The sequence below is a fragment of the Paenibacillus sp. P3E genome (assembly GCF_001909045.1).
Taxonomy (GTDB): Bacteria; Bacillota; Bacilli; order Paenibacillales; family Paenibacillaceae; genus Paenibacillus_AQ; species Paenibacillus_AQ helianthi.
On sequence record NZ_LVWH01000198.1, the window covers coordinates 115,296 to 129,615 of the forward strand.

Here is a 14,320-nt window from a genome sequence, read left to right on the forward strand (position 1 = left end):
AATTATCATAGAATTATTGTTCGGAACGGATACGTTCAGGCTGCAGCTTCATGAGCGGACCCAACACCTTCTGCAGTGGCCGCGGATAACCGGCGATTTCCTGACGGCTCAGCACCCCCAGAACAATAAGCAGTACCAGATAGATGACAACTACAGTTACACCTACAACAAGACAGGTAATCAAGAAAGCCACCCGGGCAGGCATCATATGGGTAAGAATTAGACCTGCTTCATTCAGTCCGTAACCGATCCCGCCTGAGGCCAACACAGCAACCGCGAACCCGCCCCAGCGTCTGCCAAGGATCTCGAAAGGAACGATGGACTTGAGCATTCTCAGGTTAAGCTGCGTAATCACAATGAAGCACAGAGCCGTTGCTGCAATAATGCCGTAAATGCCGAAAAAGCGGCTGAGGATAAAGTTCGAGCCAAGCTTAACGAGCAGGCCAGTCAGCACATAGTACATAGAAATCCGTGCTTTCCCCATACCGAGTAGAATGGAGTTGGTCGTCATCATGGTAATCTGGAAAATCGTCCCCAGTGTCAGCATCGCCACAATGCCGCTACCGTCTAAGCTGCTAAACAGCAGTCCATTCACAGAATATGCAGCTACCACGAGCGAGAGGACAATCGGTGTCCCTGTCAGAATTGAAATCCGCAGCGCCAGCGTCACCTGCCGCTTCAGATACACTTCGTCGCGCCTTGCATAGGCGGCAGAGATAATCGGAATCAGCGAGGTGCTAAGCGCAATCGACAGTACCGGCGGAATTCCGGCTACACTCTGTGCACGGTTTCCATAGTACCCCACTGCCTGAGTAGCCTCCTTCAAGCCGATTTGCCCTCTAAGCAGCGGAATCATGAGCGAGGTATCCATAAAGTTCACGACCGGAACTGTAACGGAAGAGAGCACAATCGGTATAGACAGCGTGAAAATGTCCTTGTAAATCTTCAGCAGCGGAATCCGGGCTTCACTAGAATCATACAAAGCCTTTTGCTCCTCGCTGTGGCGGAGCTTCCTTGCATAATACAGCATCACGCCAAACGCCCCGATGCTGCCAAGCACACTGCCGAAAGAAGCGCCCGCTGCCATCCATGTATTGCTGTAGCCCTGACGCAGCAGAATAAACGCAAGCAGAATCGCCGTCGATACCCGGGCAATCTGCTCAATAATCTGCGAGATGCCCCCGGCCATCATATTATTGCGCCCCTGGAAATAACCGCGCATCATCGCAATCATCGGAAAGAGCAGCAGCGCCGGTGCAATCGCCCGGATGGCGAGCGTACTCTCGGGAACCTTTACCGACTCCGCATAATATGGAGCCGCTATGTACAGGACTGTACTCATCAGCACACCGACAACTGCGGCAAAAATAAGCGCTGCACGGTATACCTGCTGCGCCTCATGCGGACGGTTCAGCGCATAACGCTCAGACACCATTTTGCTCAGCGTACTTGGAATGCCGGCTGTTGCCAGCGGCAGAAGCATCAGATACACATTGTTCGCCTGTACGAATGATGCATTCCCGATATCATTGAATAAATGCTCCAGCGGCACCCGCTGGGCCAGACCCAGCACGCGGGCCACGAGCGCAGCCGCGGCCAGAATAAGCGTGCCTTTGACAAATGACTCTTTCTTGGTGGACAAACTGTTTCGCCTTCTTCGCTGTTAAAATTAATACCGGCCAATCCAGATAAAGAAGAGGACGACCATGGCAATTTGAAGCACAATTTTGACTACTGTGCTGCTGAACAGGCCAAGCAATGAACCGAAGCTGACTTTCACGGCCTTGCCCGGATTTGAACCGGCAATCAGTTCACCGGCAAATGCGCCGACAAACGGACCGATCAGCAGGCCAAACGGTGAAAGGAGGATAGGACCCAGGATGAGGCCAATCGTGCTGCCGATGACCGAGGCGCGAGAGCCGCCGAATTTTTTGACACCCCAGGCCCCGACCACATAATCCGCTACAAACAGCACAACCACGATCAGCGTCTGAATAATCCAGAATCCCGCACCAAACGGGTCGAAGGAAAAGAACCAGCCATATACGAAAAAGGCCAGATAAATCGCCAGCGCGCCCGGCAATATCGGATACACCGCTCCGGCCAGGCCTACGGCGAATAAAGCAATAATCAAAACCCATCCCAGAATCGCCATTCCTTCAACTCCTAAAAATTTTAATTCAAATCAAGATATACTTCTCAATCACTTCTGCAATCCCATCGTTGTTATTCGTGGCGACTACGGCGTCCGCCTCCTGTTTCACTACTTCCTGCGCGTTGCCCATCGCTACACCAAAGCCGGACTGCTGAATGGCGGCCAGATCGTTTAGACTATCTCCTACCGCGACCACCTGGGACATCTCTATACCCAGCAGCTTGCAGACCTCCCGAATACCGGAAGCCTTGTTCACACCAAGCGGATTAATCTCCAGATTGTGTGGGGTGGAATTCGTAATTTCGAGGCCGCCCAAATCCTGAAGCTGCATCAGCAGCTTATGGCGGATCTCGTCGTCTTCCGTAGAATAACCGAACTTGAGCCATTCCCGGCCTTCAATATCTCCATCCCAATTGTCGCGGTTGTAGACCTCATCCACCGAATACGCCCAGAACCAGATTCCGTATTCTTCAGCGATTTCATGCATTCTTTTGACCAGCATCATGTCCATCAGGGAACGGCGGTACAGCTCATGAGGCGCACGCCACACTTCACTGCCGTTCACCATAATCATCGGAGTTTCAAGCCCAAGCTGCTCTGCGTAAGGCATTGCGCTCCGTGACGAGCGTCCGGTGGACAAGCAGACATGAACGCCTGCATCCATTGCTTTTTTAATCCATTCCACCGTTTTTGGGGTAATCTGTTGTTCATCATTCAGCAGGGTTCCATCCATATCCAATGCCAGCAGGCGGTATTTGGCAATCATTTGCCACCCCTCCATTCTTGTATGCTCTCTGGTGTCAGAGAGCTGTATATTTTTGGATCTAGCCATTCCGACGTCGTTACATTCTGTCGTTCAGTCCATAGTATCAGTTGTTTGTTGCCGGAGTATTTTCGCCTGACGTATTCGGAACACCACCGGCCGTCGTATCTTGAGTTTTCAAGCTTTTCTTAGGCACGCCGTCAAGTCCATATTCCCAATCATAAGCATCGAAAATTTTGCGGGCGACCGGCGCGGCGCTGTTGGAGCCAAATCCGCCTTCAGGAATGACTACAGCTACAGCCAGCTTGGGCTTATCCCGCGGAGCAAAGGCAATAAAGACGCCGTTATCGCGCAGTTCTCCTTTGGCCTGCTGCTGGGATGTCCCTGTCTTGCGGGCAAAGTCATACGGGAAATCATTAAATGCAGTCACCTCACTGCTCATCCCTTTTTTGATTTCTCTCCAAAAGGAATCGTCAAACGTGGTGACTTTATCCAGCTCCTCTCGGCCAAAGGTCTTGACAACCTTGCCGTTTGAATCCGTAATTTTGCTGACCAGCTGCGGTTTGATCCGGATGCCTTCATTAGCAAGGGTGGAAGCATACTGCGCAAGCTGCAGTGTAGTGTAGCTTCCCTGCTGTCCGAAGGACGCATAGACCAGTGCCGCTTGGGCACTTCCCGCCGCTTTGGTATCCGAATAGTTAATTTGCCCCAGAAACTCTCTGGGAAGGCCGCTTTGTGTGGATACGCCGAGGCCAAATTCCTTCATATATTTGTCCCAAACCTCAATGCCCTTGCCCTTATACTTGTCGTACAATTTCTTGCCGACCATATCGACCATGAATACGTTAGAGGATTTCGTAATCGCTTTAGCCGGGTCCATGGGACCATATACATGGCCGGAAGCGTTTCTAACCTTGGTTTCATGCCCTTCCTTACCGAAAGAGGTACTGCCTGTATCGGTGTAGATAGAGCTGGTACTGAAAAGCCCTTCATTCAGGCCTATGAGTACGCTCAGCGGCTTAATTGTTGAACCCATCAGCAGTACCGAGCGGAGTCCATTACCTGAAACACCCGAAGAAATCGGATTGATGGTTCCGTTCTGATAATTATCGATGATGCGGTTCCAGACATCGGTAGGCAATGATCCCGAAGTCCATACATTGGTATCATAGTCCGGCATGCTGGCCATGGCGACAATATTACCTGTATCCACTTCCATGGCTACCGCATAGCCGGTAATGGCGTTAGGATGCGTTTTGCCCTGCACAGCATGGGAATGCAGCCAGCTGATCTGCTCGGTAATGGCCTTTTGCGTCTTCAGCTGAATATTCTTGTTAATGGTCGTCCACAGGTCATTCCCTTTCACTGGCGGAACGACCTTTTCGACCTTTTCAGCCATGTTCTGCGGATTGACCGAGATCACCTGGTAGCCGTTCTTCCCGCGTAGCTCTCTTTGATACTGCAGCTCCAGACCATCGAATCCGACAAACTCATCATCCTTGTAGGTCAGACCCGGATCAGCATCCAACAGTTTCATCGCGTTTTGAATATTTTTGTATATATCCAGGCTGCTTGAAGACTTGAAAGGCTTGATATAGCCGACAGTCTGCACTGCGACTTTATCCTTATCATAGTGGCGGTTGCTTTCTTCGACTACTTCGAGTCCCGGAAATTCCGCTTTATGCTCCATGAAATAAGCTACCTCCTCAGAGGTAAGGCCTGCCTTAATCCGCCGTGCCATGAAGCCGGAATATTTCTTGAAATTGAGATCAAGGGAATTGATGACATCGTTAACCGTCAGCTTCTCCCCTTTAGGGTCGCCATACTTATTAAAAGACTCCACCAGCTTGTTAGCCAGCGCATAGGCATTCGCCCGGGCCTCCGGGGTGAACGAAGTAATCTTTGTTTCCTTGTCCGTAGTTTTCGCTGTATACTCTTTCGTTAGCGTGATATAAAGCGACTGGACAGACGTGGAATACGCAATTTCCTCCCCACCGGAGGCACGGATCGATCCCCTTATGGCTGCGAGCGGCACATTTTTGGTATCACGGCTGGTCTCTACCTCCGTTAAGGTAGGGCCTTCCACGAATTGAACAACGGCAAGACGGATAATAATGACACAGAAAATAATAAACGTGCTGAAGAAAAACACGTTGAGCCGCAGGCCAAGCGAGCTCTTGCTGTCCTTCTCGTCTTGGGGAGAGGCCTGCTTACGGAAAACACTCACAGTTTTTCACTCCTCTACATCTTAAAATAAACCTTCATTCCGGCGTTGACGCCGCTACAGGTGGTACGTTCTTCTTGGGTACTCCAGTCAGCCCGTATTCCCAGTCATACGCGTCAAAGATTGCACGCGCAACCGGTGCAGCACTGTTGGAACCAAATCCGCCTTCAGGAATCACTACCGCTACCGCCAGCTTGGGGTTCTCACGCGGGGCATATGCGATAAATACGCCATTGTCCCTGACTACTCCGTACGCATCCATCTCAGAGGTGCCAGTTTTGCGGGCAAAATCATAAGGAAATCCGTCAAAGGCCTTGACGGCAGTATTCATTCCTTTTTTGATCTCCTTCCAGTAGGAAGGATCGAATGTGATTTTATCCAGCACTTCACGGTGATACTCCTTAACGGTGTTGCCATCCGCATCCGTGATCTTGCTGACCAGCTGGGGCTTGATCCGTTCGCCCTCATTGGCGAGGGTTGCCGTGTACTGGGCCAGCTGCAGTGCTGTATATTTACCTTTCTGGCCGAAGGATGCGTAGACCATGGCTGCCTGGGTACTTCCGGCCGCCTTGATATCCATATAATCGTTGGCCCCGGCACTTTCATGCGGCAGCCCGCTCCCAGTGGATACCCCCAGGCCAAAAGCCTTCAAATATTTATCCCAAACCCCCGTCGCTTTATCCTGATATTTCTTGTACAGCGGATCTCCGACCTTATCGACCATAAAAGCATTAGAGGATTCCTGAATGGCCTCCGCCGGATGCAGCTGTCCGAGTACATGACCGGAGGAATTACTAACAGAAGCATTGTCATCCTTGCCGAAATAGGCGATCCCTTTGTCGTTATAAGTATCACTGGTAGAGAATAAGCCTTCATTCAATCCAATTAACACACTTAACGGTTTAATGGTGGACCCCAGGTATACAATGGACTTCAGGCCATTGCCGGATATACCGGAGGTGGTATCTGTAATTGTACCGTTCAGGTTGTTATCCCTAATCTTATCGTATTCCTCAGGCGCAACCTTTTCCGAAGTCCAGACATTTGTATCATAATCCGGCATACTGGCCATCGCAACCACATTGCCGGTATCCACTTCCATAGCCACGGCATACCCGGTCAGGGCATCCGGATGAAGTTTCCCCAGTACCGGATGGGTATGCAACCAGCGAATCTGATCCATGATTGCCTGCTCGGTTTTAAGCTGGATGTTCTTATTGATCGTCATCCAGAGGTCATTCCCTTTGACGGGCGGGACTGTTCGGGTGACCTCCTCCGCCATATTCTGCGGATTGACGGAAATCGTCTGGTAGCCGTTTTTTCCGCGCAGCTCCCGCTGGTATTGCAGTTCGAGGCCGTAAAAACCGACAAATTCATCCTCTTTATACGCTAAGCCCGGATCGGCATTATTTTTCTTCATCGCACTGCGGATATTCTTATAGCTATCCTCTTTATCGGAGGATTTAAAAGGCTTAATATAACCCACCGCCTGTACAGCCACGGTGTCTTTGTCATAATGGCGGGCCGCTTCTTCCACAATGGACAGACCGGGATATTGCTCCTTGTGCTCCAGAAAATGGGCCACTTCCCTCGGTGTAAGACCTGTCTTGATTTTACGCGGATAGTAGCCCAGCGCCTTTTTGAAATGGAGATCGAGCAGAGCTGTAATATCTGCTTGCGTGAGCTTTTTGCCGGATGGGCCGCCATATTGATTGAAGACGGATTCCAGTCTCGCTGCCAGCGAAGCTGTATTCGCTTGGGCACTCTCCGTGAACTCATATTCATTGGTTTCCTTGTTCTTATAGGTCTCTGTATAGTCTTTGGTTAAAGTGATATACAAGGATTGAACGGATGTATTGTACGCAATCTCCTCTCCACCGGCAGCATGAATAATCCCCCGGATCGCGGAAAGAGGAACAGCCTTAGTCTCTTGACTCTCTTCTACTTCGGTCAAAGCCGCAGCTTCGACGAACTGCAGTGAGGCAAGACGAATAATTATGACACAAAAAATAAAAAAAGTGCCGAAGAAAAACAGATTTATGCGGAGACTGGGTGCACTTCGGCCATGAGCTTCATCCGGACGTATCCCCGGGTGGCCAAACCATTTCACAGTGTGTCCTCTCCTTATCAGATTGCAGTTATAGAACCTGTTCAAACCAGAGTCTGAGAGGCTGCTCAATATGCCCTGTTATTGTACCATATATCTCAAGGCTGCCGCTTCCTTCTCAGAGCACACTTTCTTTAATATGGGTTTTATCAAAATCCTTGCTGTTGAACCAGTCCCCGCTGCTCGCCCACGTAGAATCAAGCGGTATCCAGACATGCCTGTCCGGCAGGTATACTTCATTCCAGGCATGGGCGCCATATCCGCCCTGGCCATCGTAGCCCTGTCCCGTAACTACACGCACCTGAAGTCCCTGTGAGCGTGCCATTACGGCGTAAAGGCGGGCATAATCAATACACACACCAAGCCGGGTATCAAAGGTATCCTGCGGGGTCTGTTCATGCCAGATGCGGTTCTGCTCGTAATTCTCAGCCTTACCATAGTCATAGGTAATCCGTGAGCCAACCCAGTCATACAGCAGTTTGGCCTTGTCCTCAGTTCCCTCAGCTTGTCCGGCAATATCGGCGGCGGCCCCCACAATATCGGGTGAAATCTTATGATCAATGACTTCATATTTCCGCCGCAAAATATCATTCATCTCATCAGCCACCGCTTGGGTCAGTACCGGCAGTCTGCTGCGCATATCCTCACCGGCAAGCGGCTCAAATACCGCAGCCGCACTCTCGCTGTAGATGGGGGAGGATTCCACATAACGGCTGAAGCCGCTATCGGGATTCAGGCCGACACCAATGTACAACGCAAGAATAAGGACAAGACCGCGCACCAGTCCAATAACACCGCCGATAACCGCACCGCTAAGACGGCTGGCTAAGGTAATCTTCCGGTCCGATTCTCTCGTCCGAAAGCGGGGCAGGCGGAAAGGAAGCAGCAGGAACAACAGCCCGAGCAGCAGCCGGATCAAGCTGTAAGATACCAATAGAAGCAGCAGAAAACGGACAAAAGGTGATCCTGCCAGCACAGATACGGCAGTGTAATACAATTGCTGCCATCCGCTGAGCTGAGTGGCCGGAAGTACTATTCCTGACGCCCAGGTTCCTGCGATAGGCGACAAATGCATCGCCGCAGGGATGGCCAGCGCCAGCGCCAGAATAGTAAGCACCCCGTTTCCTAGCAGGCCGAACAAGCCTCCCGCCGCTCTTGCGAAGCCTCTGCCCCAGCCCTGCAGCAGTGAAAAAAGGACAACCACAACCAACAGGATGGAGATGATGTTGGCTTCACTTAGGCTGTCTATCCATCCCTTAAGCATGTTTGTCCCCCCTTTCCATTTCTCTGTAAAGTCATATCAACTATAAGCAGCCTTCCTGGAAACCTATTGATTTTTCCGGGCTTCCTCAATAAAGGATTGGGTGGTTTCCGTCATACTCCATTTACCGAGACTCACTCCGCGGAAAATCACTTCCACCTTATCCTCACCGGCAGCACCCTTGACTTCAAGATTAGGTGTTGTAATGGTAAAGGTGCCGTCGCCTCCAGAAGTGTACTTGGCTTCCTTGGCTTCTTTCAGCATCATATCCTGTGCTTCGCTCTTGAGTGTACTTACCGTTCCATCCGTAACCTTATTCACAGCGTTGCCAATTTGGTCAAGCGTAACCCCGCTGTAAATGAACAAGCCAGCTACAATAGCAATAACTATCGCCCATTTCAGAACTGTCTTAATCAGATTAATTACCGCAAACAGCAGCACAAGTGCAATAACGATAACCAGCCAATTCTCCCTAATAAACTGTGACCACACTGCCGGATCCATCAATTTCACAACACCCCTATCGCCATATTTCGTCACTACAGGGCGCATGTCCCCGGGACATTTCAATAATAATAATTATTATACATGAATGACCTATATAATTCATGGCTAAGCAGCTTCCTGCCAGCCATCCCCAAGAAAATGGTATAAGCCTACCAGACCACACGTAAAGTACAAGTAGGTCATTGTCCGAATCCTTGGTAACAAGTGATCGCTTCATTAACCCTTATTTGTTAAAAAGCGCCTGCCTGTGCCTTGGTACAGAGTCAGGCCCCTGTGGAGGTGCTTTCTTTTGAAAACCGCGCTGTGGCTGTATTTATTTCTCTTTCTGGCCTTCTTCGATTTGCATGCCCAGTACCCTATTCTTACACCGTTTGCCATCTCTCTGGGGGCGGGACCGGCCTTCATTGGCTGGATGATGGGCATGTATTCGCTGACGCATCTTCCCGGCAATCTGCTGGCCGGTGTGCTGGTCGACCGTAACGGCAGCCGCCGTTACATTGTGTTCGCGCTTACGGCAGCCGGGGCCATTCTGCTGCTTCAGGCTCATGCACAGCTTCCTTGGCATCTGCTGATGCTGCGGGCAGCGAGCGGTTTCGCCCTGGCCTTCCTCTCCCCGGCCTGCATGACACTCCTGGCCTCGCTCTCTTCTGATCCCGCGACCCAAGGGAAATATATGTCCGGCCACGGGATCATCCATACGTTAGCGTCCGTTGTCTCACCAGCGGCCGGAGCTTTTATTGTGGCAAAGGCCGGCTACTCCGGCACCTTCACCACTTTGGGCTGGCTGCTGATCTTCACAGGTGTGATGGCCTTATTCAGCGTGCCTAAGCATGTTCAGAGCCTGGCCGCCGCGAACCCTGCTCTGCCTTTGCACTCACTCTCACAAGCTCCGGCCCAGGCGAACCCTCCTGTATCCCGGCGCTATTATCTGCTGCCCTTCTTTGTTTCCTGCTCCCAAGGAGTACTTTTCTTTGAACTGCCCCTGTCACAGGGCAGTGATGGAATGATCTCTACCGGAATCCTGCTGTCATTGCTTAGCTTGGGGGCACTAGTCACGCTCAGTCTCTTCTTTCTGAACCGGCTTGCACCAGGAATAAGAATCGCTGCAGCACTCCTAGCCATGGCACTCTGCTTCTTCACGATGGCTGCGTTCCGGGGCATTCCCGCCGGTGTGGTTCTCTTTCTGCTTGGGGCTGCCAAAGGCGTGCTCTTTCCGGCGATGGCCTCACTCTTCATCAGCCTTGGAGGTGCCGGACGCATGGGCCGGACCTTCTCGCTGCAATCCATTGCCATGTCGCTTGGCGCTTTTGCCGGTCCGGTTGCAGCAGGACAGCTCCGGGACTACGTCTCCCCATATTTCATTGCCTTTGTGCTGCTGATGACCGCTCTGCTGCTGCTGCCGCCCAGAACCTCAGACAAGCTGGCCTACCGGCCTGAGTGGAACAGTCCGGCCGCTTAAATAGGACACCTCCTTCCCCTGAAACACTGGATGATGTTGGTAGGCTAATATACAAACCCTATGGTGCTTTCTGTCCGGGCCCCAATCCCGCTCCCGTAGCTCCTGTATTCTGGACTTCTACAGGAACCATTCTGGTACTCTACATTCTGCTGGTAATCATCCTCAGTGCCGGAATATTCTAAGTTTGTCCGCATTTGCCGAAATGACAAATCCCCCGATCACCCGGCTCTTTTACATCCGGGTGATTGTTTCTTTTTACGACATTTCCCGGGGAATGAAAATTCATCTTATAGATTGTGTAACAAATAAATCGATATAATGACGACTTTTAGGTAAAATATCGACATAGACACATCACCACGGGGAAAGGATGACCGTATATGTCCATCACTATCATCGTTGAAGGTAAAAACGACCGCAGCAGATTACGGCGGCTGCTGGCGCCAGAGATTGACATCCAGTGTACATTCGGCACTCTAAACACACTGAAGCTGGAGACGCTGCGGCGCAGAATAGGCGACGGAGAGGTATACCTGTACATGGACAATGACAGCTCAGGCAAAAAAATCCGCGGCATCCTGCGTGATGCTTTCCCGGATGCCGTTCATATTTATACCCGTAAAGGCTATGCCGGAGTGGAAGGAACCCCCGATGAATACAATATCACTCAACTGGAAAAGGCCGGACTTGAGGAGTTCATCATTTATCCAGAGCCATTACCTTACATGGAAACGTAAGCCTACAGGACAAGCTGCCGTTGCTAGCTTCGGCATTACAAAGAACCGGTTACCGTAGTTCTCCAACAACCCAAAAAACGCCTTATCCGTTTCCTGCGTCCTACGCAAGAAGTGAACAAGGCGTTATTTTCAATGCTTTTTATTTTTCCCCAATCAATTTCTTCAGTTCGCCTGCCAAAAATTCCGGTGTCACGTTCTCCGTTTCTCCTGCATCATAGAGTCCCCGGAGCCGGTTGTGGCGGTCCACCAGACCAATCAGATTCGCATGGGCAAAATTATCCTTGTTGTCCCCGTAAATCAGCACCTTGAAGGAGTCGGCCGCCAGATTGCGGACCTGCTCTTGATCGCCGCGAAGGAAATACCAGCCGCTGTAGTCCGCATGAAAACGGTCAGCGAACGTCTTGATTGCTTCACGTGTGTCATTCTTGGGATCAAAGGAAATGGAGACGAATTCCACATCCTTGCCGAAGCTGCCATCCTTAATCAGCAAATCCTGAGTCTGTGACAGCATAAATGTGGTAATGGGACACACATCCGGGCATTCCGTGAAGAAGAAATACACCAGTCTCGGCTTTCCCTCCGTATCTGCCAGTGTGATTTGCCGGCCATCCACATTTTCAAGCGAGAAGTCCTGCACTTCACCGATTACAGGCAGCTTATCATTCCTGCCGCCTAACGAGATCACAGCCAGATAAATAGCCAGACCTAAGGCCAAGAGCAGCAACAGCCAGGTCCACTTGTAGCGTTTCAAGGTCTGCACAGGACACTCCCCCTTAGCCGTGGATCGTATTCAGCACAAGCACAATCAGACTGACTGTCAGGTAATTAATGGAGAAAAAGAAGTTCTGTTTCGCCCACGCATCGTCATCCTTCGCCCGGAATCCCTTCAGGGTCAAGTACAGCCAGGCGAGGGACAAACCTGCAGAGATAATGAGGTAAAAAATCCCCGCATAGTCGTAAGCATACATCAGTACAGGAATCGGCAGAAGCAGCGCCACATAAGGAATCATTTGGAATTTGGTCCGCCGGGTGCCTTTGACTACAGGCAGGAGCGGAAATCCAGCCGCTCTGTACTCTTCCTTGCGGCGGATGCCAAGCGCCCAGAAATGCGGCGGCTGCCAGAGAAACAGCATGGCGAACAGCAGCCAGGCCCCGAGATCGACTGTCCCCGTTACAGCAACATACCCGATAACTGGAGGCATTGCGCCTGAAATTGCACCTACCGAAGTGCTCCATGTAGATGTTCTTTTGAGCCAAAGGGTGTAAACTACTACATAGACAAACATGCCGACGATGCCGAATAATCCGGCCAGTATGCCACAAAAGGCAAACAACACCGCGAGACCGGCTATCCCAAGCCCTATGGCATATGCAAGCACAACACCTGGCTTCAGTCTTCCTGTCGGCAGCCCGCGTTCACGTGTTCTTTCCATTTTCATATCCAGATCACGGTCGAAATAATTATTGAACACGCAGGCAGAAGCCATGACCAGCATGGTGCCGAGCAAAGTCAGAATGAGCCGTCCATACTGCACATCCCAGCCGGAAGCCACCCAGTATCCTGCAAAAGCAGCGATAAGATTCGAGCGGATAATGCCTGGTTTCGTCACCGTAATGAAGTCGCGCCAGCTGGCACCTTCCTTCGGTGATTTGGCAGACAGCGCTGCGGAATCTGAAGAAGCCTGATATCTCAATTGATTGTCCACGTTTGGTGTTCCTCCTTCTAAGGGACTTCTACGTTCCACTGGAGCATAAAACCGATTTTTAACGTTCTTAGTTGAGAACATTATTCACTCTGCTGTTAACTTTATCATAACAAACAGAGAAAGAGTTTGACAATCATTGACCAAGATGTTCATCAATTTGACAATTGCGTGACGATATTTATTTTACACCCCCTAAATAACTGGACGTCAAATTGGGTAGATATTAATAGAGAACTTCCGTACAAAGGAGATCTGACCAATGGATACCGCTACACATTTCGTTATGGGCCTGGGACTTGCCGGACTGTCCTTTGTTGATCCCGTCGTTGCTTCCCAGCCAACATTAGCCGGTGCGGTCATGATCGCTACCGTATTGGCCTCTCAGGCCCCGGATGCCGATACTGCGCTGCGCCTCAAAAACAATGCGCTGTATATCCGTAACCACCGGGGAATCACTCACTCACTGCCGTTTTTACTCCTGTGGCCTGCCTTGATTACACTGGTCATCGGACCCGTCTTTGGGTTCGCAGATCTTCATCACCTGAGCCATATCGCCATGTGGAGCTTTATCGGCGTAGCTGTTCATGTATTTACAGACCTGTTCAACACCTATGGTACCCAGGCCGCACGTCCTTTCACAGAAAAATGGATCGCCTGGAACATTATCCATATCTTTGATCCGTTTATATTCGGCAGCCATGCGGCGGCCATTATCCTCTGGATCAGCGGACTTGTTCCACCGGCCCCATTATTTGTTACCCTGTATGCCTGCATCGCGCTTTATTATATTTGGCGGACAGTGGTGCATGCCCGGTTGACAAGAAATCTGAAGAACAAAGATATCCATCACAGCCCAGGTGAACGGTATTTCGTAATTCCGACCATCTCACCGACGCGTTGGAATGTCGTCAAAGCCAAACCGGACGGCAGCTATAATATCGGACTTCTGAACAGCGGACGGCTCGAATGGTTCAAGCATGCGGTGTGCTCCACTCACCCCGCCGTTGAGCATTCCAAAAACCATCCCGATATTCAGGCTTTTCTATACTTTACCTCCTATGCCGTAGCCGAGGTCGAGCAAGTGGCCTCTGGATATATTGTACGCTGGGGAGATGTACGTTATTTACACCGTAAGCAATTCCCGTTCGTTGCCGTGCTGGTCATGGACAATGAGTACCAACCCCTTAACACTTATGTTGGCTGGCTGAGCAGTGAAAAGCTCGATGAACGTTTTGCTATTGACCCCGGTTCGATGAAGCTTTAGACTATCACAATCACCATAAAGCGTTTTCATTAGTTTTGGCAATTAAAAATCCCGCTGCTCAGAACTACGCAGCGGGTAAATTTTCAAGAGTCTGCTATGCTTCAAATCTCTATTCACTACAACAGAAAGAAGGCTGA

At 50.7% G+C, this 14,320-nt stretch carries 12 protein-coding genes and 1 pseudogene; 4 read left to right on the forward strand and 9 right to left on the reverse strand.

Annotation, left to right across the window (positions count from 1 at the left end; all coding sequences use genetic code 11):
• Window positions 1–13 precede the first annotated feature (13 nt).
• The 7 genes from A3842_RS24560 to A3842_RS24590 form a co-directional block, all read right to left on the reverse strand.
• Window positions 14–1,642 carry a putative polysaccharide biosynthesis protein gene (locus A3842_RS24560; RefSeq protein WP_074103046.1) on the reverse strand — a complete coding sequence of 543 codons (1,629 nt, stop codon included), beginning with the start codon at window positions 1,640–1,642 and terminating at the stop codon, window positions 14–16.
• 27 nt (window positions 1,643–1,669) lie between these two features.
• A complete protein-coding gene (locus A3842_RS24565) occupies window positions 1,670–2,155 on the reverse strand; it encodes a DUF456 domain-containing protein (protein ID WP_074083826.1) in 486 nt (161 codons plus the stop codon).
• A gap of 25 nt (window positions 2,156–2,180) precedes the next feature.
• Window positions 2,181–2,921, reverse strand: coding sequence for a Cof-type HAD-IIB family hydrolase (locus A3842_RS24570; RefSeq protein WP_074083825.1), 741 nt, complete (start codon window positions 2,919–2,921; stop codon window positions 2,181–2,183).
• A gap of 103 nt (window positions 2,922–3,024) precedes the next feature.
• Window positions 3,025–5,145: a peptidoglycan D,D-transpeptidase FtsI family protein gene (locus A3842_RS24575; RefSeq protein WP_074103047.1), complete on the reverse strand. Its 2,121-nt coding sequence runs from the start codon at window positions 5,143–5,145 to the stop codon at window positions 3,025–3,027.
• Between the two features lie 34 nt (window positions 5,146–5,179).
• On the reverse strand, window positions 5,180–7,252 hold the full coding sequence (locus tag A3842_RS24580) for a peptidoglycan D,D-transpeptidase FtsI family protein (RefSeq protein WP_074103048.1): 2,073 nt from the start codon (window positions 7,250–7,252) through the stop codon (window positions 5,180–5,182).
• 115 nt (window positions 7,253–7,367) lie between these two features.
• A complete protein-coding gene (locus A3842_RS24585; protein WP_074103049.1) occupies window positions 7,368–8,513 on the reverse strand; it encodes a transglutaminase-like domain-containing protein in 1,146 nt (381 codons plus the stop codon).
• A 63-nt stretch (window positions 8,514–8,576) separates the two neighbouring features.
• Window positions 8,577–9,014, reverse strand: a complete 438-nt coding sequence (locus A3842_RS24590; RefSeq protein WP_074083821.1) for a hypothetical protein — start codon at window positions 9,012–9,014, stop codon at window positions 8,577–8,579.
• Between the two features lie 292 nt (window positions 9,015–9,306).
• Here A3842_RS24590 and A3842_RS24595 point away from each other — a divergent pair, with 292 nt between their 5' ends.
• The 3 genes and pseudogenes from A3842_RS24595 to A3842_RS24600 all read left to right on the forward strand — a co-directional run bounded on the left by A3842_RS24595 (window position 9,307) and on the right by A3842_RS24600 (window position 11,213).
• Window positions 9,307–10,476, forward strand: a complete 1,170-nt coding sequence (locus A3842_RS24595; RefSeq protein WP_074103050.1) for an MFS transporter — start codon at window positions 9,307–9,309, stop codon at window positions 10,474–10,476.
• 107 nt (window positions 10,477–10,583) lie between these two features.
• Window positions 10,584–10,658: pseudogene (locus A3842_RS33470) on the forward strand (YjcZ family sporulation protein); the annotation flags it as partial.
• Between the two features lie 198 nt (window positions 10,659–10,856).
• Window positions 10,857–11,213 carry a DNA primase gene (locus A3842_RS24600; protein ID WP_074103051.1) on the forward strand — a complete coding sequence of 119 codons (357 nt, stop codon included), beginning with the start codon at window positions 10,857–10,859 and terminating at the stop codon, window positions 11,211–11,213.
• Between the two features lie 139 nt (window positions 11,214–11,352).
• On the opposite strand, the gene A3842_RS24605 is transcribed toward A3842_RS24600, so the two are convergent.
• Both A3842_RS24605 and cyoE read right to left on the reverse strand, forming a co-directional pair.
• Window positions 11,353–11,973, reverse strand: coding sequence for an SCO family protein (locus A3842_RS24605; protein ID WP_083609717.1), 621 nt, complete (start codon window positions 11,971–11,973; stop codon window positions 11,353–11,355).
• Between the two features lie 13 nt (window positions 11,974–11,986).
• Window positions 11,987–12,919: a heme o synthase gene (gene cyoE / locus A3842_RS24610; protein WP_074083818.1), complete on the reverse strand. Its 933-nt coding sequence runs from the start codon at window positions 12,917–12,919 to the stop codon at window positions 11,987–11,989.
• A 259-nt stretch (window positions 12,920–13,178) separates the two neighbouring features.
• Here cyoE and A3842_RS24615 point away from each other — a divergent pair, with 259 nt between their 5' ends.
• Complete coding sequence (locus A3842_RS24615; protein ID WP_074083817.1) at window positions 13,179–14,183, forward strand: metal-dependent hydrolase; 1,005 nt, start codon at window positions 13,179–13,181, stop codon at window positions 14,181–14,183.
• Window positions 14,184–14,320 lie beyond the last annotated feature (137 nt).

What these genes read in the sequence shown, in the direction of transcription:
- A3842_RS24565 (WP_074083826.1), bottom strand. Translation starts at nt 2,155, where the DNA reads ATGGCGATTCTGGGATGGGTTTTGATTATTGCTTTATTCGCCGTAGGC.
- A3842_RS24570 (WP_074083825.1), bottom strand. Translation starts at nt 2,921, where the DNA reads ATGATTGCCAAATACCGCCTGCTGGCATTGGATATGGATGGAACCCTG.
- A3842_RS24585 (WP_074103049.1), bottom strand. Translation starts at nt 8,513, where the DNA reads ATGCTTAAGGGATGGATAGACAGCCTAAGTGAAGCCAACATCATCTCC.
- A3842_RS24590 (WP_074083821.1), bottom strand. Translation starts at nt 9,014, where the DNA reads ATGGATCCGGCAGTGTGGTCACAGTTTATTAGGGAGAATTGGCTGGTT.
- A3842_RS24600 (WP_074103051.1), top strand. Translation starts at nt 10,857, where the DNA reads ATGTCCATCACTATCATCGTTGAAGGTAAAAACGACCGCAGCAGATTA.
- A3842_RS24615 (WP_074083817.1), top strand. Translation starts at nt 13,179, where the DNA reads ATGGATACCGCTACACATTTCGTTATGGGCCTGGGACTTGCCGGACTG.